Below are 20068 nucleotides of genomic sequence, written 5' to 3'. Positions count from 1 at the left end.
TCAGCCGGCCTTTGCCATCTGCATCAGCGTGACACGGCTCTGCAGCCGGCGCTGTGCCTGATCGACGACGACGGCGACGATGATGACGAGGCCCTTGATCACCATCTGCCAGAACGAGCTCACTCCCATCATCACCAGCCCGTCGGAAAGGATGCCGATTACGAAGGCGCCGACAATGGTACCGCCGATGGTACCGCGTCCGCCCGACATCGAGGTGCCGCCGAGCACTGCCGCGGCAATGGCGTTGAGCTCGAAGCTCTCTCCGGTCGCCGGATGCGAGGCCATCAGTTCGGACGAGATGATCAGCCCGACGATCGCCGCGCAGAAGCCGGAGAACATGTAGACGAACATCTTCACCATGTTGACGCGGACGCCTGAAATCCGCGCCGCCCGCTCATTGCCGCCGACGGCGAAGATGTGGCGGCCGAGCGGGGTGTATTTGGCGAGATAGGCCGCCCCTACCGCAACAACGAACAGAATCCAGAGCGCGACCGGCAGGCCGAGCAACCGGCCGGCGCCGAGAAAGCCGAATCCGGTGGTGCCGAGCTCCGGCTTGCCGACGAGATTGGGGAAAGTACGGCCGTCCGACGACAGCAGCGCCAGGCCGCGTGCGACATAGAGCACGCCGAGCGTGGCAATGAAAGGCGCAACATTAAGCCTGGTGATCAGCAAGCCGTTGACGGCGCCGATCAATATGCCGACGGCAAGCGTGATCAGCGCGATCTCCAAGACGTTGAAATAGATGGTGTAGCCGACCTGCAGGTCGATGCCGTTGAGCACGAGGTAGCCGGCCACCATGCCGCACAGGCCGACGATCGAGCCGACCGACAGGTCGATCCCGCCGGTGATGATGACGAAGGTCATGCCCATTGCGAGGAATGCGTTCAGCGCCACGTGCTTCGACATCAGGATAAGATTGGCGGCCGATAGGAAATTGGGGGCGGCTATCGAGAAGAATAACAGCACGGCGATCAGCGCGATGAACGTCCTCGCCTTCATCAGCGTCAGCAGGACCGAGCCGCCCGACATGGAGTCGACCGCCGCCTTGGCTGGGATGTCAGTCATGCGCCTTGCTCTCCGTGCGGGACCGGTCCGTGGCCGAAGGCCGAGGCAGCGACGAGCGCGGCCTCCGTCGCCTCGGCGCGATCGAACATGCCGGTCAGTTTTCCATTGCTCATCACTGCGATACGGTCGGACAACGCCATCACTTCGTCGAGATCGGAGGTGGCAAACAGAATCCCCAGGCCGTCGCGCGACAGCTTGCGCATCGTGCGGAACACGTCGGCCTTGGCGCCGACGTCGATGCCGCGGCTGGGCTCGTCCATCAACAGCACCTTCGGGCCGGTGAGCAGCGCCTTGCCGATCACCACCTTCTGCTGGTTGCCGCCTGACAGCGACGAGACTTCCTGCGCCGGATCGGCGACCTTGATGGCCAGTTCGCGCACCGTCTGGGTCACCGCCTGTCGTTCGGCGGCACCACGAATGTGGAACAGGCGCACGAACCGCGACAGGCTGGCCAGCGTCAGATTGCTGGCGACGGAGAGGATCGACACCAGCCCTTCGCGCTGGCGGTCTTCGGGGATCAGCGCCAGGCCGCGCCGGATGCGCCGCGTCGTGTCGCGCTCGTGCACTTTTTTGCCGGCAATGAATATCGTGCCCGTCGAATGGCCGTGGCGGCCCATGATGCAGTCGAACAGCTCGCTGCGTCCGGCGCCCATCAGGCCATAGATGCCGAGAATTTCGCCGGCGCGCAGCGACAGCGAGACGTGATCGACCGCAAGCCCGCCGGTGACGCGCGGCAGGCAGATGTCCTCGGCGCGGAATATTTCCTCGCCCGGCACATGGCCGTCGGCCTTGGCGAAGTCCTTGGCGTCCGAGCCGATCATCTGCCGCACGATCCACTGGGTGTCGACGTCTTTCATCTCCGCCTGGCCGGTGATGCGGCCGTCGCGCAGCACCGTGATGGTGTCGCCGATGCGGATCAGTTCCTCGAGCCGGTGCGAGATGTAGACGATTGCCACGCCGCGTGCCTTGAGGTCGGCAATCACCTTGAACAGGATCTCGACTTCCGCCGCGCTGAGCGCCGAGGTCGGTTCATCCATGATCAGGATGCGCGCATCGAGCGAAACCGCCTTGGCGATCTCGACCAGCTGCTGCTGGCCGATGCGCAGATCCTCGACCAGCATGTCGGGCCGGATGCCGGCTTCCAGCCGTTCAAGGAACTCCGCCGCGCGGCGCTCCTGCTCCTTGCGGTCGATCTTGCGGAAGCGGTTGGTGATCTCGCGGGTGGCGAAAATATTTTCGGCGACAGTCAGATTGCCGAACAGATTCAGCTCCTGGAAAACCATGCCGATGCCGCGATTTACCGCGTCCCCGGATGACGAGAAGGAGACCTCCTCGCCGTCCAGCAGAATGCGCCCGAGCGTCGGCTGCTCGACACCGGCGATGATCTTCATCAGCGTCGATTTGCCGGCTCCGTTTTCGCCGACCAGCACGTTGACCGCGCCTATGCGCACCTCGAAATTCGCCCGCTTGACCGCGACGGTGCCGGAATAGACTTTCGAGACGTCCTCCAGCTTCAGGATGACATCTTGATCGCCGCTCATGGCTTCGGCCCGATCTTTGCCTCCGCCGGCGTCACCAGCGGCAGGTCCTGGCCACTGCCCGGCGTATAGGCGCCAAGTACCTCGACGCTGCGGCCCTCGAGTGCCTCGCGCGGCAGCTTGGAAAGCACGGTCTTGTCGGCATAGGCGTTGAAAGCCTTGCCGAACTGGGCGAAGTCGATCTGGTTGGTGAAATCATTGAACTGGATGAAGTCGAGGCTGTCGCGCAGCGCGGTTCCGCGCATGGCGGGTCCGATCTGCACCCGCGCGTCCGCCTTGCCGTCGCCGTCGGCATCGACGTCCATCGTCGCCGCGCGTGACTGTGTGTTGGCTGAAACGACCTTGCCCTCGAGCCGAACCGCGAAGGTCCATGGCGAATTCGCCTGCTTCTTCGGGTTGCCGTATTTGGCGCCGGCAGCGGCGGGATCGGTCTTGGCCAAGGTGTGAACCTCGGCAAACGGCCCGGCCTTCTGCTGCAGATAGGGTATGACTTTCGCCGCCCAGATGTCCTCGACCATCTTGTCGGGATTGAACGCGGAACCAGTGCCGCCGTTTTCCGCCGACGGCGTCGGCAGGATCTTGCAGGCGGTCAGGCTGCCTATTGCTGCGAGGAACAACGCGACAAAGATCGGCCGGGTCAGCGTGTTGAACATGTCGGCTCGTTCGGCATGGCAGTCAGGAGCACCCAAAGAAATGGAAGCAAGGGCGAAATGGAAGCAAGGGACGAACCGGAGGCTCATCCCTTGCTGCTGATGTTACACCTGCTCAGTTGGTGAGCGCGAACGTCTCCAGCTTGGCGGCATTGTCGCCATTGACCAGGACGCAATCCATCAATTGCTTTTCCTCGGCCGGAGACTTCTTGTTTTTGATGAAGTCGTTGGCCTGCTCGACCGCCATCTGCGCCTGCGCGAAGGCCGGCTGCAGGACTGTCGCCTTGATGCCGCCGGAGGTGATCGAGTCGCGCACGTCGTTCGATCCGTCGAAGCCGACGACGATGACGTCCTTGCGGCCGGCAGCGGCAAGTGCCGCATAAGCGCCCATCGCCATCGTGTCGTTGCCGGAGATCACGCCCTTGATATCGGGATTGGCCTGGAGGATCGATTCCATCTTTGAATAGGCCTCGGTCTGGCTCCAATTGGCCGACTGCTGCGCCACCATCTTCAGGTCCGGATAGTCGTCGATGACGTCGTGGTAACCCTTGGAGCGGATGCCGGCATTGGTGTCGGATTCCTTGCCGACGAGCTCGACGAAATTACCCTTCTCGCCCATCAGCTTGACGAATTCCTGCGCGCCGAGCTGGGCGCCCTGATAATTGTTGGAGACGATCTGCGCGACGGCAACGCCGGTGGCATTGATCTCGCGATCGATCAGGAAGGAAGGAACGCCTGCGTCCTTGGCTTTCTGCACCGCGGCGACGGTGGCGTCGGCGCCGGCATTATCGAGGATGATCGCCTTGGCGCCGCGGCCAATCGCCGTGTCGATCAATTCGGACTGCTTGTTGGCGTCGTCGTCATGGACGAGCACCAACGCCTCGTAACCGAGTTCCTTGGCCTTGGCCTCCGCGCCGACAGCTTCCGCCTTGAAGAACGGATTGTCATGCGAGGGCGTGATGATGGCGATCAAATCCGCCGCATAGGCGGGTGCGGCGGTGCCAAGCGCCAGCATGCCGGCAAAAGCCGCAAGCGTCATTCTGCGTGTCAGTTTCATGTATTCCTCCCGTTGAAAATCCGTGCCTTATCCCAAGGCTATATGCATTCGATTTCGTTAGCCGGCCGTAGGCGGCGGGTCGCGTCAGATTCACAAGCCCTTGGCCGGCTTCACCTCGACGGATCGCTCCCCCTATCCTCCACTCATCCAGCTCCTGATCCTGCTGCGAAGCTTGACGGTCCGATCCATCGAACAGCTAAGCCAACTGGTATAATGAGTCAATGACAATTTCAGGTGACATGTTCCGGAGAACGCGTCGCTGCCCTCAAGTGATGCGCTGAATGCTCGCGGCAATCTCCTCCGGCTCGAACACCCGCTTCCAGTCGTCGCGCATCAGCACCGGCTTGCCGAACTCTATCGCCTTGTTGCAGGCGTCGGAGAACACGCCTTTGGTCTCGCCGAAGATGACGGCGCCAAGCACGTTCATATGACCAAGCAGGAAGTCGAGCGCCGCCTGCTTGTCGACCCCGCGCGCCACCACCTCGTCGACCGCCTCTTTCATGACGACGAGCAGCGAGGCGCATACCGTTTCAGAAAGGCCGGGCTCGAGCAGGGCCATCTGATCGACCGTGACGCGATGCGAGCGCATGACCGGCGCCCAGATGATTTTTGCGATCGCCTCACCCTTGGCGAAATCCTCCTCCGGTCCCTGCATCAAGGCGCTGACCATATGCTGCTTGGCCTTGACGCCGCCGAAATAATCCTTCTTGGCCGCCATGTCGGTCTCGTCGTTGAAGATCGGCGGATGGCACGGGTGGGTGACGAAATAGGTCAGGTCCGGCCGCTTCGGCAAATGCCCGGCGAAAGGTGCCGCGGCGTCGAGCACGACGACCATGGTGCCTGATGCAAGCTTGCTCTCGATACTCGCCGCGACCTTGCCGATGTGCGTGTCCGGCACCGCCAGGATCACCACATCGGCGCCATCAAGCGCCTCATCGGCGCTGACGGCATCGATGCCGAGGCCCGACTTAAGCCGCTCGCGGCCGGCGTCGCTGACCTCGACATGGCGTATCGTATAGGGAGATCCGCGAAAATTGGTCGACAGACGGTAACCCATTTTGCCGCCCGCACCAAACAGCGCAATCGTTGTCATGTGTCCGTTACTCCTGAATTCCAACGACGGCCCTGCCGATCGTCATCCCATTGACTTGTATGCACATTGCCGCCGGTTGGCGGATTAGAAAACGCAGGGGAGCCGCCGCTCAAATGACGATGCCATGGACGATATCTCGGGCGCCCGGATGTCCAGCACAGCGCAGCTACGCGGAGCATGCTACCTTAGGTACACATTATACCAGCATACCAAATTGGCAAGCGGCCATGGCACGGCTCTGACCACTTGCTCGGCCGTCGTTTACCTCCTGTTCAACGGCAAGGAGCGATCATCGCGCTGAACCGCCGATCGGCGGGATGATTCGCAGCCGACAAAGGCCCATGCTCGAAACGTCACTCTACAGCCCGGTCAAGGCCTTCCTCGAAGGCCTGGGATTTATAGTCAAGGGCGAGATCGGCGGCTGCGATCTGCTGGCGCTGAGTGCCGACTCTCCACCGATCGTCGTCATCTGCGAGCTGAAGCTGAAGTTCAATCTCGAGCTCATCCTCCAGGGCATCGACCGTATGGCGGCGAGCGACGAGGTCTGGCTAGCGGCATGCATGTCGGCCCGTGGCAAGGGCCGTGAGAGCGATGTGAGATACCGCAATCTCTGCCGTCGGCTCGGCTTTGGCCTGCTTGGCGTGCGACCGAACGGCGAGGTTCAGGTGCTGCTCAGCCCGACGGCATTGGCTCCGCGTCGCGATCCCCGGCGCCGCTCGAAGCTAATTGACGAACATCGGCGTCGGCAGGGCGATCCTGTCGCCGGCGGCGGCTCGCGTGCGCCGATCATGACCGCTTATCGCCAGCAGGCGCTGGCATGCGCCGCAGCCCTCGCCGACGGCCCAAAGCGGCCGCGTGACTTGAAGCCCAACCTGCCGAACGCGCCTAAGATCCTGCTGCACAATGTGTATCGCTGGTTCGCACGCACCGATCGCGGGATCTACGAACTGACCGCTCAGGGCCGTGAGGCGTTGCAGCGCTGGCCGCAGCCCGATCGCAGCCACACCGCTGCCTGAGACAGGCAACGCCGGATTTCGCGCCCTGCTTTCCGCGACAATCACGGCTTTCGGCAAGACATCACCTCGGTCACGGAACCATATTTCGACACGATGGTTTTGTCGTCACCGAATTGATCGTCCGCTGAGCAAACGGAAGGAACGGCCATGCGCCTATCGACGACAATTGCCACACTTTCGGCACTGGCCCTTGCCTCGCCGGTCTATGCGCAATCCGTGGGACCAGAGCTTGCCCCTGTCCCGCCGACGGCCCCGCAAACCCTGCCGGAGCAAGCCACCCCCGAAGGGACCACTCCCGACCAGGCTACACCTGACCAAGCCTTCTCCGCCCAGAATTTCACCGCAGTGACAATCGTGGCGATGGAGGATCTGCCTCCTGACATCAAGGCACAGGCGGAGGCCGTCGTCACGCAGACCAGCGCCGAGGATTTGCGCATCCTGCAAAGTTCGATCGACGCATCGCCGCAGGCGGCATCGGCGCTGGCGGCGAACGGGCTTAATTCCACGCAGGTCGTGGCGGCCAATATCGACGGCGACGGCACGCTGACGCTGATCATCCAGACGACGACGTGAGCGGCTGAAAGCGGACAAGCCGGCTCCGGCACGGAAACGAAGGCCGCCCGATCGCGGAGGACTGTCATGGCCGAGGCTGCAGTTCGCAACTTCACCATCAATTTCGGGCCACAACATCCCTCCGCTCACGGCGTCCTGCGGCTGGTGCTCGAACTCGACGGCGAGATCGTGGAACGCGCCGATCCCCACATCGGCCTGCTGCATCGCGGCACCGAAAAGCTCATCGAGTACAAGAACTACCTGCAGGCCTTGCCCTATTTCGACCGGCTCGACTACGTCGCGCCGATGAACCAGGAGCATGCATTCTGTCTCGCCGCCGAGAAGCTCCTCGAAATATCGGTTACGAAACGCGGACAGCTCATCCGCGTGCTTTTCTGCGAAATAGGCCGGCTGTTATCGCACCTCCTCAACGTCACCACGCAAGCCATGGACATCGGCGCGTTGACGCCGCCGCTCTGGGGTTTCGCCGAGCGCGAGAAGCTGATGGTCTTTTATGAGCGCGCGTCCGGCGCCCGCATGCACGCGAATTATTTCAGGGTCGGCGGCGTGCATCAGGATCTGCCGCCGGAACTCCTCGACGACATCTGGAAGTTCTGCGATCCGTTCCTCAAGGTCTGCCACAATCTCGAAGAGCTGTTGACCGAGAACCGCATCTTCAAGCAGCGCAATGTCGATGTCGGGGTGATCGGCCTCGATGATGCCTGGGCCTGGGGCTTTTCCGGGGTGATGGTACGCGGATCGGGCGCGTCCTGGGACCTGCGCAAGGCGCAGCCATACGAATGCTATTCGGAGATGGATTTCGATATTCCGGTCGGCAAGCATGGCGACTGCTACGACCGCTATCTCGTACGCATGGAGGAAATGCGCCAGTCGGTCCGGATCATGCGGCAATGCCTGGAAAAGTTGCGCTCACCCGAAGGCCAGGGACCGGTCGCGATTCCGAACCACAAGATCACGCCGCCGCCGCGTGCCACGATGAAGCGCTCGATGGAAGCGACGATCCACCACTTCAAACTTTATACCGAAGGCATTCGCGTGCCGAGCGGTGAAGTCTATGCCGCCGTCGAGGCGCCGAAGGGTGAATTCGGCGTCTACCTCGTGTCCGACGGGGGCAACGTTCCCTACCGATGCAAGATCCGCGCACCTTCCTTCGCCCACCTGCAGGCGATGGATTTCCTGTCCCGAGGCCATATGATCGCCGATGTTGCCGCGATCATCGGCTCGCTCGACATCGTGTTCGGAGAAATCGATCGCTAGTTTAGCCAGGTCGCAGGATCTTCCCCGATCGCAGGATCATTTGTGTCGTTAGTAGCCGCGCAGGCAGGCCTGGACGGCGCTCGGCCGCCGGCCAGACGAAGGCCCTCACCTGCGGCGGGCCAGCTCAAATTCTCACATCAAAGACGGACGCATGGCCGCGACAAGGCGCAGCCAAGCGTCGAGGAGTTTCACAATCTGCGCGGCCCGACGGCGCACGAGCCCTTCCAAGTTCGGAAGCGCTCTCCACGGCGCGGAAAGAACGCGTGTTCCGCCGTTCCTCGTACCGCCTCAATGCACGATCAAGCCCTTCATCCAGGCAACAAATCTGTTGCCGCGAACTATCCCGCGCACCCTGGCAGCGGCCCATCTCGCTTGCATCGTAGCGCCGACATGGCAATGGCAGACGATTTGGTGCAACTGCCGGTCGCTCAGTTCGAAGAAGCGCTTTGCCTCACCATAGGTATCATCGCTGAGGCCCATGGCACGCAGAACCGGATCCTCGAAGGCGACAGTGAGCGGCGTGCCAGCGCCACGCGATCTGTCGCGCGCTTCCCTGTTCATATATTCGGTGCCTGGAAGCGCCCCAAGGCATCGCGTCGGGTTTTGTTCGAGAAGTTCCGCCCAACGTTCAATCCGCTGGGTTCGAGTCATCGCCGGATACGCCGCGAAGGACTCAACTTCCGCGACGGCCTGCAGTTGGTCGAGTGTTTGATGTTTCATGGTCGGCTCCTGTCGACAGGTGAATTCGCCCACGCCTACATGAGCAATTATCGCGCCATGGAGCGCTGACAAGGCCGGACCGCCGCAACATGAGGCGTACGGATCACCTGCCACGTCGAAGCGGCGCTCGAATTCCGACGCGCCCCCGCCTGTGTTCGATGTCGACCCGTTAACCGAACCCGTTTCCGGACAGGAACTTTTGCGGAAGCTTGCCGTTTGGCTTTGCGTCCGCTTCGGCGGCTGCAATATCAATCTTGAAAGCAATTCCGTTGGACACGAAGCCTCAACGCGTCGAGCAAGACGTCGAGCCTGTAAATAAAACCCGGGAGCAACCGGCCCCGGTTCGAGAATCTCATGAGCGATCGGCAGAGCCCCGGCAGGAAAAACCCGACGGGAATGCCTCGCAACGAAAGGCCGGTCTGCTCGGCTTTCCCAGGCGCCATCCCTATGCGGCCGCAGCCATCGCGCTTGCGCTGTTGCTCGTCGCGGCAGGCATCGCGATCTGGTGGCTGAACGCTCGCCAGTACGAATCGACCGACGACGCCTTCCTAGATGCGCGCACAGTGACGATCGGTGCGCAAATAGCCGGCCGCATTACCGAGCTGGCGGTTACCGACAATCAGCATGTACAGGCGGGCGATGTCCTCCTGCGTATCGACGACAGCGACTATCAGGCAAACCTGAAGCAGGCCGACGCCGGCGTCGCCGCGGCCGAGGCCGAAATCGTCAATGTCGCCGCCCAGATCGAGGCTCAAAACGCAAAGGTAAACGCTGCCCAGAGGCAGGTTGCACAGGCCAAGGCAGCGCTGGACTTCGCCAAGGCCGAGGATCAACGCAATCGCGAACTCCTGGCCAGGGGCACAGCAACGCAGCAGCAGGCGCAGCAGGCGGCATCGACGTTGCGTCAGGATCAGGCCGCGCTGGACAGCGCCGAGGCCAATGTAGCCTCCGCAAAAAGCCAGGTTTCGGTCTTGCAGGCACAGGCCAGGAGCGTCGAGGCGCAGCTCGAGCAGGCAAAGGCCAGCCAGGAGCAAGCCCGCACGACGCTGTCGCGCACGACTATCACAGCACCCGCAGCCGGGCGGGCAACGAGCATTTCCGCCGCGAACGGCACCTACGCCCAACCCGGCCAGGTATTGATGATGTTCGTTCCCGACGAGGTCTGGGTGAAGGCCAATTTCAAGGAGACGCAGCTCGATCTGATGCGGCAGGGACAGCCGGTCGACATCGACATCGACGCCTACCCGGACAAGTCCTTTCACGGCCGCGTCGACAGTATTCAGGCCGGCAGCGGCACCGCCTTCAGCCTCCTGCCGGCCGAAAATGCCACCGGCAATTATGTCAAGGTGGTGCAGCGCGTGCCGGTCAAGATCGTCTTCGACAAGCCGCCGGATGTGCTTCTCGGGCCAGGCCTGTCGGTGGTGCCGACGGTCAAGGTGCGATGAACGGCGAAACCGCCAGAAATCAGGGCGAAAGCCGATCCGCCGCCGGGACACACAATCCGTGGCTCATCGCCGTCGTCGTCTCCATAGCCACTTTCATGCTGGTGCTGGACACCTCGATCGCCAATGTCGCCCTGCGCAACATCGCTGGCAGCCTGGCGGCCGGAATGGACGAAAGCACCTGGGTGATTACCACCTATCTCGTTGCCAACTCGGTGATCATTCCGGTCAGCGGCTGGCTGGCAAGCGTCATCGGCCGCAAGCGCTACTACATGCTCTGCGTTGCGACCTTCACCGTCGCGTCGCTGCTGTGCGGACTGGCACCCAACCTGGAACTGCTCATCCTGTTCAGGGTCCTTCAGGGCCTCGGCGGCGGCGGCATGGCGCCAAGCGAGCAATCGATCCTTGCCGACACCTTTCCGCCTGAAAAGCGCTCGCAGGCCTTCGCGCTTTACGGCATTGCCGTCATCGTCGCACCGACGGTCGGGCCGACGATCGGCGGCTGGCTGACCGACCATTTCTCCTGGCACTGGATCTTCTTCATCAACGTGCCGTTCGGCATCCTGTCGCTGGCCCTGGTGCAATGGCTGTTGGTCGAACCGGACGTACTCGAACGCGAACGCAAGGAACGGCTGAAGGGCGGCCTGAAGATCGACGGGATCGGGTTCGTCCTGGTGGCGACGGCCTTGGGGTGCCTGGAGATTTTTCTCGACCGGGGCCAGCGCTACGATTGGTTCGCCTCGGATTTCATCACCACTTTCGCAGTGATTTCCGCGATCGCGTTCCTGCTGCTTATCCCATGGGAGCTCAGTCGCAGCGATCCGGTCGTCGACATGCGTCTGTTGTTCACGCGCCAGTTCGGCACGGCCTTCCTGGTCATGATGGCGGTCGGTGCTATCCTGTTCAGCACCACCCAGATCGTGCCGCAGCTGCAGCAGACGACATTTGCCTACACCGCGACGCTCTCGGGCCTTTCGATGATGCCGGGCGGCATCGCCATGCTGATCTTGATGCCGGTGTCCGGATTTGTAGGCAGCATCGTGCAGCCCAAATACCTGATCATGATGGGCATGTCGGTGGTCGCAGTGGCCCTCTGGCATATGACCTCGCTTACTCCGGACGCCAGCTTCCGCTTCTTTGCCTTTGCCCGTGTTTTCCTGATGGTCGGGCTGCCGTTCCTGTTCATTCCCATCTCGACCGCGGCCTATGTCGGCCTGCCCCCGCAGAAGACCAACCAGGCATCGGCGCTGATCAACGTTGCACGCAATATCGGCGGCAGCATCGGCGTCTCGCTGTCCAACACCGTCATTGCGCAAAGCTCCCAGATCCATCAATCGTATCTGGTCGGCCACACCGTGCAGTCGTCGCCCGCGTATCAGCAGGCGCTTCGGCAGGCGACCGAGCATTTCGTCGCCCAGGGTTCGCCGATGGTCGAGGCGAAGCAGCAGGCGATCGGCTGGCTTGGCCAGTTGATCGCCCGCCAGGCCACGCTGCTCGCCTATGTCGATGTCTTCCGCTACTGCGCGGTGGCAACCGCCCTGCTCGTTCCGCTTGCTCTGCTGCTGCGATCAAGCAAGTCGGGCAGCAGACAGGCGAATCCGGAGATGGGCTGACCAGAAGGCGGGAACCAGCTGACCCATTGCGTTGTTCTGCGCCAAGAGGAGATGATCACGATGGCCACTATTCCCACACCCGAGCCAATGCCGACCCCGGTGCCGCCGCCTCCCATCCCCGATCCCAAGCCCGTGCGTGAGCCGGACCCCGACAGGCTCCCCGACGAGGACCCCATTCCCAATCCGGATGAAAACGATATTCCGCCGAAGCGGGCGTTCAACATCTAGCCTATTAGATTTCGAGCACAGCGTAGGGGCGGCCGGTCGGCTTGGCGACATGCATGGCAACGTTATAGACCGTCGCCCCGCCCGGTGTGCGGCCCTCGTAGGCGCCGCGATGCGCATGGCCATGCACCACCGCGCTGACCTGGAACCGGTCTATTGTCTCGGCCAGGCGTGACGAACCGAGAAACGGGAAGATCTCCAGCGGCTCGCCTTCGACCGTCTCGACGACAGGCGCGTAGTGCAGAACGACAAGCGTGCGTTTGGCGCGGACCTGCCGCATTGCGTTTTCAAGCCGCATCGCTTCGTTCACGCTTTCCGCCACCATTGACTTGATCGCCGGTTCGCCGAAGGAGCCGAGCATGCGCGATCCAAAACCGCCAACGAAACCCTTGACCCCAACGAACCCGACCTCGTGAATCTCCGTCGCCTCGCCGTCGAGCAGGTGAACGCCCGCCTGACGCAGAATGTCGGTGACCTGCTCGACGGCGCCTGACTCATAGTCGTGATTGCCAAGTACGGCGACGACCGGGATCGTGCAGGCACGCAGTTCCTCGGCAAGGATTTCGGCCTCCCGAGGCTTGCCGAGATTGGTAAGGTCGCCCGTCAGCACGAGAACCTGGGCTGCACGCGACATCTCGCCGAAAAGATCGCGGTACGAGGCCTGGTCCTCCTTGCCGACATGCAGATCGCCAATGGCGGCGACTTTGAGTGCGCTGCCGTTTTCCGCCTTCGGCGAAGCAGTTTCGAGCTCGTCAGCCATTGCTATGTTCTCCTTCACCGCCGACGTCGGCAAAACCCCAGTCGTTGACGTCGATCTCATAGTCAGTTCGTGAAAGCATGCGCCCACGGCAGATTTTCATCCGGGAAGGTGGCAATTCGCGCTGCTTGGCCAGCCGGTCAAGCAGCTCGTCGAGCAGCCAGGCGGGCACGCGGCCCCGCTCCGTCGGATAGATCCATCGGAAGTTCAAGAGATGCATCAGCAGAACTTCCCAATGAACTTCCATGTAGGAAAGCAGCCTTTGCCAGTCGATCTGGTCGTGGGCCTTGAGGATGGTGTGCGAGATGTCGGCACCATCGTGGCGACCGCGGTCCTGGATGAAACTTTTGGACCAGATAAGCTCGGTGGGCCCGATGATCCGCACCTGGCTGCCCAGCAATTCGCCCTGACGGGCGTGCTCCAGCCACTGGTCGTCGACAGGCATGGTGCCGTTCATCGAGGCGAAAATGACGTCGAAAAAATGGGTGCCCTTGAACACTTTACCGAGCCACCGGTCGTCCTCGACCACGACGGCGTAGCCGATCTGCTTGAAATGGGCGAGGATGCGCGGGCAGTCGCCGGCCTTGCAGAAAATGTCGAGATCCTTGGTCTGGCGGATGATCCCGGTATAGGCGCTTACGGCATAGGTGCCGGCGACGAGAAAGGGGATGCCGGTCGCGACAAGTTCGCGGATCGCTTCGATATAAAAGACCTCCGCTTCGGCATTGCGAAGCGTCGGGGCGGCTTTTGGATCGACCGACGGAACGGATGCCGGGATCGCGCTTTCCGGTGGGGGATTAATGATCATAGCAATAGCTCCTGGCCCGGCAGACCAGCAGCCGCCTGTATCTAATAGCCAAGCATGCCCGATGGTTCCCGCCGTTACGCGGCACTGCCGCTCTCGCCTGCTGCATCAGGCGGACACGCCGCCGTGGGAGGCCTTCGAAGCGGTCATGGTTGTCGGCTGCGGCGCGGCCCTAAAATGATATGTGAGCGGTCATTTTTGACGTCAAGATCGCAGCGCGGTCAGCCTCAAGCACGTCGAGGCGGAGTGGGCCCGCTATCATCCTCGGGTCCGGAGAGGATTGGCTTCAACATGGTTCCCGAACTGTCGGAGGCGCTGCGCACTCGGCGCAACAGCCACTTGAGCGCCCGTGGCCAGACCGACTCTGTTTGCCGGAAAGCTGCAGGCGGCGTGGCGAAAAGGCCATTCTCCATTTTGTAGTCCCTCACTGTCTCAGTCCAATCAGCGTTCTTCAACGAGCAAAGCTTGTGTTGGTTCCGCGTCGCCATTGGCGGGAGCACGGGCTGGACAGGCGAAGTCATCGTTGGTGGGTTCGAGCGGGCTAGCCCTCTGCAGCGAAATCAGTGGCCTCGGCGATCAAGTCGCGGAATTCAGCCCACTAGCCGGCGGGATTCAGCTCGTATCGTAATGCGCCGGCTCTGGACACGACCCGCGAAGGCTGAAATTGTGATCGGCATTTTCCAGTTGCAAATTTGGTTGGGCTCGGCGGGGATGGCGCTGGTTTCTGAAGACATTGCCAGCCATCCGGCACTGCGTCGCCATGTCCAGGCTCAGTCGCGGACGCTTCTCCAGACCTATGAAGCGAACCCGCGGCTGGCTTCCGTATTCGCCACGCAACAGCGTTGGCTGATGGCCCATATCGGCCTTGGCTTGTATTTCAATCGAGAGCCGGACGATCATCGCAAGGGCCTTACGTCCGCACGGTTCATGGACGACATCTGCCGGCATTCGGTGGCCAGCCGCAACACCGCCGACGCCTTCCTGAAGGAGATGCTGCATTACGGTTTCATCCGGCATCTGCCGATTAAATATGGGCGCGTCCGCCCGTTTGAGCCGGCCGCGGGCACTCTGGAGACGGTTGCCGGCTGGGTCATGGCTCATCTGAAAACGCTGGACAGCCTGGACGGTGGATTTCGACTGCCTGCATTCGTCGCACAACCGGATGTGCTCGCCAAACTGCAGCCACTGGTGGCCGACGGACTGCTTTCGTCGCATGCCGTGCGCGAGCCAAGACAGACTTTTTCCTTGTTCACCTGGCTCGACAATGGCGGCATCGTCATGGATTGGCTGATGTCCGGCGTCGACCCCGATCATGCCGACCTGGACCGAATCCCGACCGGTGTCGTCTCAATCGGGGATTTCGCGAACTGGCTCAAGCTTTCCCCCACTCACCTGTCACGCAAATTGCGCGATGCCGAGGAACTCGGCAGCATCGGCTGGCTGGGCCAGCGCGGTCACTCGGTCATGTGGGTGTCGAGCGAGTTCTATCAGGAATACATGACCGCCCAGGCGGTCAAGCTCGCCATCATCGATGCAGCCTTCGACAATTGTGTTGTAACTTCCGAAGCCAGCTGAACCGCGAGCCGACCGCCGTCGTGGCGGCTTTCGCGCCGCCGCGACGGAGGTCTGGCTTTTCAATCGATGTCGAACGACACGCCCTGCGCAAGCGGCAGCGCCTTGGAATAATTCACCGTATTGGTGGCGCGCCGCATATAGGCCTTCCAGGCATCGGACCCCGACTCGCGGCCGCCGCCGGTCTCCTTCTCGCCACCGAAGGCACCGCCGATCTCGGCCCCTGACGTGCCTATATTGACGTTGGCGATGCCGCAGTCCGATCCGTCGACGCTAAGAAAGCGCTCGGATTCCTGCAGGTCGCGGGTAAAGATCGAGGATGACAGCCCCGCTCCCACCGCATTGTGTTCTTCTAGCACGATGTCGAAGTCCGAATATTTCATCACATAGAGGATGGGCGCGAAGGTTTCCTCCGTCACCGGCGAAACCTGCCGCGGCATTTCGACCAGCGCCGGACGCACATAGTGGGCCTCGGGGTGACCGTTCTCGACCCGCATTCCGCCGGTTATCTTACCGCCATGCGAAGCCGCCTCCTCCAGCGCCTTCTGCATATTCTCGTAGGCAGCCTTGTCGATCAGCGGGCCAACCAGAGCGCTTGTCTCCAGCGGATTACCGACCGAGACGCTCTCATAAGCCTTCTTCAGGCGCGGAACGAGCTGGTCATAGACGCTCTCATGCACGAACAGGCGCCTGAGCGTCGTGCAGCGCTGGCCGGCCGTGCCCATGGCGCCGAAGGCGATAGCGCGGAGCGCCATGTCCAGATCGGCCGTCGGGCAGACGATGCCGGCATTGTTGCCGCCGAGCTCCAGCACCGCACGGGCAAAGCGCTTCGCCAGCCGTGGGCCGACATCCCTGCCCATGCGCGTCGAGCCGGTGGCCGAGACCAGCGGCACCTTCGGATGGTCAACCAGGATCTCGCCGACGGCACGGTCGCCGATCAGCACCGGCGCCAGGCCCTGCGGCGCGTCCGTGCCAAAACGCTTTACCGCGCGTGCAAAAATCGCTTCGCAGGCGAGCGCCGTCAGCGGGGTCTTCTCGGACGGTTTCCACACCACCGCGTCGCCGCAGACCAGCGCAAGTGCCGCGTTCCACGACCATACCGCCACCGGAAAGTTGAAGGCCGAGATGACGCCGACGACGCCCAGCGGATGCCAGGTCTCCATCATGCGATGGCCGGGACGCTCGGTGGCGATGGTCAGGCCGTACAATTGCCGGGAAAGACCGACGGCGAAATCGCAGATGTCGATCATCTCCTGCACTTCGCCAAGACCTTCGGATGGGATCTTGCCGACTTCGATCGATACCAACCGGCCAAGCTCGGCCTTGTGTGTGCGCAATTCCTCGCCGAGCAGCCGCACCAGTTCGCCACGCTTGGGAGCTGGCACCTGCCGCCACGCCAGGAAAGCTTTGTGGGCATTGTCGATGGTCGTTGCCGCATCGGCCGGCGAGATGGTCTTCAGCGCGGCGATCTGCTCGCCGGTTACCGGGCTGCGCACGATGAGGTCGCCGCCCGTAAGCGCGCCCTCGGCAACGCCCAGTTTCGCCAGAAGCCCGGCCGTTTCCTTCGCAATCGTCATTTCGTTCGTCCCTTTCAGATCCCGTCGCTCATATGGCGTCGGTCCAAGCTTTTCGCCATACCGGTTCCCTGCCGGTCGGCATACCAGGCGCTGTCATGGCGTGGCATTACGCGTTTCAGGGAGAAATCGCCACCCCGGCATGGTCCAAGCCGGCGTCCGACTGTTGAACCAGCCAGATAGAGCGAATCAGTGTGCCGTCTTGGCGGTTTCCCGCACGGCGCTTTCTTTCATCAGCTGGTCGATATGCATGCGGATATGCGCTGCCTCGGCGGCCGTATTGGCGAGCGCGATGGCGCGGTCGAAAGCGACACGCGCCTCCTCGCCGCGGCCAAGCTGCATCAGCAGTCCGCCCTTGAGGCCGAAGAAATGGAAATAGCCGGAAAGCCTTCCCTCCAGCGGCTCGATCATGGCGAGTGCGGCTTCCGGTCCACGCACCTTGGAGACCGCGACGGCGCGGTTGAGCGTCACCACCGGCGACGGCTGCATCTGCTCGAGCAGCCCGTAGAGCAGGTCGATCTCGTTCCAGTCCGTATCCTCGGGTTTTTTCGCCCGCGCATGCAGTGCGGCGATCGCCGCTTGCACCTGGTAGGGACCGGGCTTGCGATGGCGCAACGCCTTATCGACCAGCGCCAGGCCTTCATCGATCATCTTGCGGCTCCACAGACTGCGGTCCTGGTCTTCGAGCAGCACGATCTCGCCGTTCTCGTCGAAGCGAGCCGGCGAGCGTGCATGCTGCAGCAGCAACAGCGCCGTCAGCCCCATGATCTCCGGCTCGGTCTGGAACAGCCTGAGCAGCAGCCGGGCCAGCCGGATCGCCTCTTCGCAAAGCGGCGCTCGCGCCGAAGCCTCGCCGCTGTTGCTGGAATAGCCTTCGTTGAAGATCAAGTAGACCATGGCGGCGACGGCGGCGAGCCGTTCGGAGCGCTCGACCGCTCCCGGCGTCTCGAACGGCACCCCGGCGTCGGCGATACGCGCCTTGGCGCGCGTGATACGCTGCTCCATGGCGCTTTCACCGACGAGGAAGGCGCGGGCGATCTGCTTGACCGTCAGGCCGGAGACGATGCGTAACGCCACCGCGATCTGCTGTGTGGCCGGCAGGTCGGGATGGCAGCAGATAAACAGCAGCCGCAAAATATCGTCGCGGTAATGCGCCCCGTCCAGCCGCTCGGCGACGTCGCTCTCGGCATCCTCCAGATCGGAGATCTGGTCCTCCTCCGGCAGCGGCGCCTGCTTGGCGCGCTTGCGCACCGCATCGATGCCGCTGTTGCGGCCGACGAAAATCAGCCAGGCTGCCGGATCGCGCGGAGGACCGTTTTTCGGCCAGTTGTTCAGTGCCCTCAGGCAGGCGTCCTGGAATGCTTCCTCCGCCGCGTCGAGGTCGCGGAAGTAGCGCAGCAATGCCCCCATCGCCTGCGGGCGAGCGGTGCTGATTGCCGTGCTGATCCAGGCGAGTTCGGTCATGCGGAAACCTTGGCGGGATTGAAGAGCGAGACCGGCCGGATTTCATAGGAGCCGCCGCTCGGATTGACCTCGGAAAGCTCGCGCGCGAAGTCGACGGCCTCATCGAGATCGGCGCATTCGAGCGTGTAGAAGCCGAGGAACTGTTCCTTGGTTTCGGCAAACGGGCCGTCGATGACGATCGATTCGCCCTTGACCTTCCTCAGCGTCGTCGCCGCGGTCGTCGGCAAGAGCCGCGCCACCGGACCAAGCCGGCCCGCCTGGGCATATTTTTCCTGCACACCGATAAGCTTTTCCATGACTGCGTCGTCCTGCTCCTTGCTCCAGGAGCAGACGACGTCTTCAGAGGCATAGCAGAGGATCGCGTAGAGCATGGGTCGTCCTTTTCTCTGTCAAAGGACGAAACACTAGGACCGATGCCGACATGGCGTCGACAAAAAAATACGCCCCCGGTCTGGCGTCATTCCCTCGCCTTCAGCCATCTCAAGACCAAGGCCTCCTCGTCGTCGAGCCCGGCGATCGAGCGCTTGCCTTTGTTGGCATCCGCCATTTCGTCCAGCAGCCGTCCTTCGGACCAGGCGCGAAACACTTCCGGATGGATGTAGCATTGGCGACAAACCGCGCGTGTGTTGCCAAGCCGATCGGCAACCTTGTCGATGACACTGTTCATCACCCTCTTTTGCTGCGCCTGGCTTTCCGGACGTTCGGTTTGCGCAAACAGCGACGCTGCATGGATGGTGCCACCCCAGGTTCTGAAGTGCTTGGAGCTGAACTCCGCTCCGGCATTTTCCCTGATATAGCGGTTGACGTCGTCTGAGCGCACCGGATGCCTGTTTCCGTCCTCGTCGAGATACTGGAACAGTTTTTGGCCCGGCAGGTCCTGCGCTCCACGCACGACCTTGGCAATCCGGCGATCGACAAGCTTCAATCTCCATTCCTTGCCGGATTTGCCGATGAAGGCAAAGCGCAGGCTCGAGCCCTTGATGTCGACATGGCGGTCACGCAGCGTGGTCAGCCCAAAACTCTTGTTGTCGCGGGCATAGGCGGCATTGCCGACACGGATCATCGTGTTGTCGAGCAGCCAGACGATAGCCGCAACGACGCGTTCCAGCGGTAGGCCGTGACGGCGCAAATCGACGTCGATCTGCCGCCGCAGTTCGGGCAGGCTTTCGGCGAAGGCGACCAGGCTCGAATATTTGACGCCGTCACGCTCCTCCGCCCAGTACGGGTGATAGCGGTATTGTTTGCGTCCGCGCTGGTCCCGACCGGTCGCCTGGATGTGACCGTCGGCATCCGGCGAGATCCACACATCCGTCCAGGCCGGTGGAATGGCGAGCGCCTTGATGCGTACCAGCGCCTCCCCGTCGACAATCCGCCCGTCGGGTCCTTTGTACGAGAACCCCTTGCCCGAACGCAGCCGGCGAATACCGGGTTCAGTGTCGGTGACATAGTTGAGCGAGGCCCGAACGGCCGAGGCTTGCGCGCCGTTCTCCAGTGCCCCGTTCTGCGGCACCGCGTTTTTTGGTGCAGCTTTCCTTACAGCCGATCGGCCAGACGACCCGGATTTGTCCAGCATGTCCTCTCCACGGAATTTCCGTAGATAAGCCGCTTGCCGGCTGCGGGTTCCAACGCCTCTTGATCTCTTGGTTT

General features: G+C 62.4%; 19 protein-coding genes. 7 read left to right on the top strand and 12 right to left on the bottom strand.

The annotated features are described in order from the left end of the window. From NKI97_RS02570 to NKI97_RS02550, 5 genes are all read right to left on the bottom strand, one after another. Nucleotides 1–1065, bottom strand: a complete 1065-nt coding sequence (locus NKI97_RS02570; protein WP_352832512.1) for an ABC transporter permease — start codon at nt 1063–1065, stop codon at nt 1–3. Then, nucleotides 1062–2606 (bottom strand): sugar ABC transporter ATP-binding protein, encoded by a 1545-nt coding sequence (locus NKI97_RS02565; RefSeq protein ID WP_352832509.1) that lies wholly within the window; start codon nt 2604–2606, stop codon nt 1062–1064. The genes NKI97_RS02570 and NKI97_RS02565 overlap by 4 nt, the downstream gene beginning before the upstream one ends. After that, nucleotides 2603–3256: a DUF2291 family protein gene (locus NKI97_RS02560; protein WP_352832507.1), complete on the bottom strand. Its 654-nt coding sequence runs from the start codon at nt 3254–3256 to the stop codon at nt 2603–2605. The genes NKI97_RS02565 and NKI97_RS02560 overlap by 4 nt, the downstream gene beginning before the upstream one ends. A 112-nt stretch (nt 3257–3368) precedes the next feature. Then, complete coding sequence (locus NKI97_RS02555) at nt 3369–4310, bottom strand: D-ribose ABC transporter substrate-binding protein (protein WP_023675475.1); 942 nt, start codon at nt 4308–4310, stop codon at nt 3369–3371. Nucleotides 4311–4575: 265 nt separating this feature from the next. Further along, nucleotides 4576–5403, bottom strand: a complete 828-nt coding sequence (locus tag NKI97_RS02550) for a phosphogluconate dehydrogenase C-terminal domain-containing protein (RefSeq protein ID WP_352568083.1) — start codon at nt 5401–5403, stop codon at nt 4576–4578. Nucleotides 5404–5744: 341 nt separating this feature from the next. Between NKI97_RS02550 and NKI97_RS02545 the strand changes: the two genes are divergently transcribed. The 3 genes from NKI97_RS02545 (at nt 5745) to NKI97_RS02535 (ending at nt 8249) form a co-directional block, all read left to right on the top strand. After that, nucleotides 5745–6419: a DUF2161 domain-containing phosphodiesterase gene (locus tag NKI97_RS02545; RefSeq protein WP_352448155.1), complete on the top strand. Its 675-nt coding sequence runs from the start codon at nt 5745–5747 to the stop codon at nt 6417–6419. Between the two features lie 147 nt (nt 6420–6566). Beyond that, nucleotides 6567–6992: a hypothetical protein gene (locus tag NKI97_RS02540; protein WP_352448156.1), complete on the top strand. Its 426-nt coding sequence runs from the start codon at nt 6567–6569 to the stop codon at nt 6990–6992. Nucleotides 6993–7058: 66 nt separating this feature from the next. Next, entirely contained in the window at nt 7059–8249 is a 1191-nt protein-coding gene (locus NKI97_RS02535; protein WP_352702790.1) for an NADH-quinone oxidoreductase subunit D, read from the top strand. Nucleotides 8250–8537: 288 nt separating this feature from the next. Here the strand turns inward: NKI97_RS02535 and NKI97_RS02530 are convergent, their stop codons facing one another. After that, nucleotides 8538–8969: a hypothetical protein gene (locus NKI97_RS02530; protein ID WP_023675469.1), complete on the bottom strand. Its 432-nt coding sequence runs from the start codon at nt 8967–8969 to the stop codon at nt 8538–8540. 476 nt (nt 8970–9445) lie between these two features. On the opposite strand from NKI97_RS02530, the gene NKI97_RS02525 reads away from it, so the two are divergent. The 3 genes from NKI97_RS02525 to NKI97_RS02515 are packed head-to-tail and all read left to right on the top strand — an operon-like array spanning nt 9446 to nt 12252. After that, nucleotides 9446–10414 (top strand): HlyD family secretion protein, encoded by a 969-nt coding sequence (locus NKI97_RS02525; RefSeq protein ID WP_352832505.1) that lies wholly within the window; start codon nt 9446–9448, stop codon nt 10412–10414. Continuing rightward, entirely contained in the window at nt 10411–12024 is a 1614-nt protein-coding gene (locus NKI97_RS02520; protein ID WP_352448159.1) for a DHA2 family efflux MFS transporter permease subunit, read from the top strand. The genes NKI97_RS02525 and NKI97_RS02520 overlap by 4 nt, the downstream gene beginning before the upstream one ends. A gap of 60 nt (nt 12025–12084) precedes the next feature. Further along, nucleotides 12085–12252 (top strand): hypothetical protein, encoded by a 168-nt coding sequence (locus NKI97_RS02515; RefSeq protein WP_352448160.1) that lies wholly within the window; start codon nt 12085–12087, stop codon nt 12250–12252. A gap of 4 nt (nt 12253–12256) precedes the next feature. Here NKI97_RS02515 and NKI97_RS02510 read toward each other — a convergent pair whose 3' ends face one another. Together NKI97_RS02510 and NKI97_RS02505 are read right to left on the bottom strand one after the other, a co-directional pair. Next, nucleotides 12257–13009, bottom strand: a complete 753-nt coding sequence (locus NKI97_RS02510; RefSeq protein ID WP_352448161.1) for a metallophosphoesterase family protein — start codon at nt 13007–13009, stop codon at nt 12257–12259. After that, on the bottom strand, nt 13002–13814 hold the full coding sequence (locus NKI97_RS02505; protein ID WP_352448162.1) for a nucleotidyltransferase family protein: 813 nt from the start codon (nt 13812–13814) through the stop codon (nt 13002–13004). The genes NKI97_RS02510 and NKI97_RS02505 overlap by 8 nt, the downstream gene beginning before the upstream one ends. A 708-nt stretch (nt 13815–14522) precedes the next feature. Between NKI97_RS02505 and NKI97_RS02500 the strand changes: the two genes are divergently transcribed. Continuing rightward, nucleotides 14523–15386, top strand: a complete 864-nt coding sequence (locus NKI97_RS02500) for a hypothetical protein (RefSeq protein WP_352832575.1) — start codon at nt 14523–14525, stop codon at nt 15384–15386. A gap of 59 nt (nt 15387–15445) precedes the next feature. Here the strand turns inward: NKI97_RS02500 and amaB are convergent, their stop codons facing one another. The 4 genes from amaB to NKI97_RS02480 all read right to left on the bottom strand — a co-directional run bounded on the left by amaB (nt 15446) and on the right by NKI97_RS02480 (nt 19994). Beyond that, on the bottom strand, nt 15446–16960 hold the full coding sequence (gene amaB / locus NKI97_RS02495) for an L-piperidine-6-carboxylate dehydrogenase (RefSeq protein WP_352702798.1): 1515 nt from the start codon (nt 16958–16960) through the stop codon (nt 15446–15448). 186 nt (nt 16961–17146) lie between these two features. Beyond that, nucleotides 17147–18421 (bottom strand): RNA polymerase sigma factor, encoded by a 1275-nt coding sequence (locus tag NKI97_RS02490; RefSeq protein WP_352832502.1) that lies wholly within the window; start codon nt 18419–18421, stop codon nt 17147–17149. Beyond that, nucleotides 18418–18792, bottom strand: coding sequence for a YciI family protein (locus tag NKI97_RS02485; RefSeq protein WP_292663532.1), 375 nt, complete (start codon nt 18790–18792; stop codon nt 18418–18420). The genes NKI97_RS02490 and NKI97_RS02485 overlap by 4 nt, the downstream gene beginning before the upstream one ends. 86 nt (nt 18793–18878) lie before the next feature. Next, nucleotides 18879–19994 carry a DNA topoisomerase IB gene (locus tag NKI97_RS02480; protein ID WP_352448165.1) on the bottom strand — a complete coding sequence of 372 codons (1116 nt, stop codon included), beginning with the start codon at nt 19992–19994 and terminating at the stop codon, nt 18879–18881. Nucleotides 19995–20068 lie beyond the last annotated feature (74 nt).

Origin of the sequence: Mesorhizobium sp. M0296 (assembly GCF_040321675.1) — a bacterium.
Lineage (GTDB): Bacteria > Pseudomonadota > Alphaproteobacteria > Rhizobiales > Rhizobiaceae > Mesorhizobium.
The sequence above is the reverse complement of the archived record's forward strand: the minus strand, read 5'-3'. Positions and strand labels throughout refer to the sequence as shown.

Coding starts and splice junctions, on each gene's coding strand:
- NKI97_RS02490 (WP_352832502.1), bottom strand. CDS start 18,421: ATGACCGAACTCGCCTGGATCAGCACGGCAATCAGCACCGCTCGCCCG.
- NKI97_RS02545 (WP_352448155.1), top strand. CDS start 5,745: ATGCTCGAAACGTCACTCTACAGCCCGGTCAAGGCCTTCCTCGAAGGC.
- NKI97_RS02500 (WP_352832575.1), top strand. CDS start 14,523: ATGGCGCTGGTTTCTGAAGACATTGCCAGCCATCCGGCACTGCGTCGC.
- NKI97_RS02480 (WP_352448165.1), bottom strand. CDS start 19,994: ATGCTGGACAAATCCGGGTCGTCTGGCCGATCGGCTGTAAGGAAAGCT.
- NKI97_RS02510 (WP_352448161.1), bottom strand. CDS start 13,009: ATGGCTGACGAGCTCGAAACTGCTTCGCCGAAGGCGGAAAACGGCAGC.
- NKI97_RS02565 (WP_352832509.1), bottom strand. CDS start 2,606: ATGAGCGGCGATCAAGATGTCATCCTGAAGCTGGAGGACGTCTCGAAA.
- NKI97_RS02535 (WP_352702790.1), top strand. CDS start 7,059: ATGGCCGAGGCTGCAGTTCGCAACTTCACCATCAATTTCGGGCCACAA.
- NKI97_RS02530 (WP_023675469.1), bottom strand. CDS start 8,969: ATGAAACATCAAACACTCGACCAACTGCAGGCCGTCGCGGAAGTTGAG.
- NKI97_RS02520 (WP_352448159.1), top strand. CDS start 10,411: ATGAACGGCGAAACCGCCAGAAATCAGGGCGAAAGCCGATCCGCCGCC.
- NKI97_RS02515 (WP_352448160.1), top strand. CDS start 12,085: ATGGCCACTATTCCCACACCCGAGCCAATGCCGACCCCGGTGCCGCCG.
- NKI97_RS02555 (WP_023675475.1), bottom strand. CDS start 4,310: ATGAAACTGACACGCAGAATGACGCTTGCGGCTTTTGCCGGCATGCTG.
- amaB (WP_352702798.1), bottom strand. CDS start 16,960: ATGACGATTGCGAAGGAAACGGCCGGGCTTCTGGCGAAACTGGGCGTT.
- NKI97_RS02570 (WP_352832512.1), bottom strand. CDS start 1,065: ATGACTGACATCCCAGCCAAGGCGGCGGTCGACTCCATGTCGGGCGGC.
- NKI97_RS02550 (WP_352568083.1), bottom strand. CDS start 5,403: ATGACAACGATTGCGCTGTTTGGTGCGGGCGGCAAAATGGGTTACCGT.
- NKI97_RS02540 (WP_352448156.1), top strand. CDS start 6,567: ATGCGCCTATCGACGACAATTGCCACACTTTCGGCACTGGCCCTTGCC.
- NKI97_RS02505 (WP_352448162.1), bottom strand. CDS start 13,814: ATGATCATTAATCCCCCACCGGAAAGCGCGATCCCGGCATCCGTTCCG.
- NKI97_RS02485 (WP_292663532.1), bottom strand. CDS start 18,792: ATGCTCTACGCGATCCTCTGCTATGCCTCTGAAGACGTCGTCTGCTCC.
- NKI97_RS02560 (WP_352832507.1), bottom strand. CDS start 3,256: ATGTTCAACACGCTGACCCGGCCGATCTTTGTCGCGTTGTTCCTCGCA.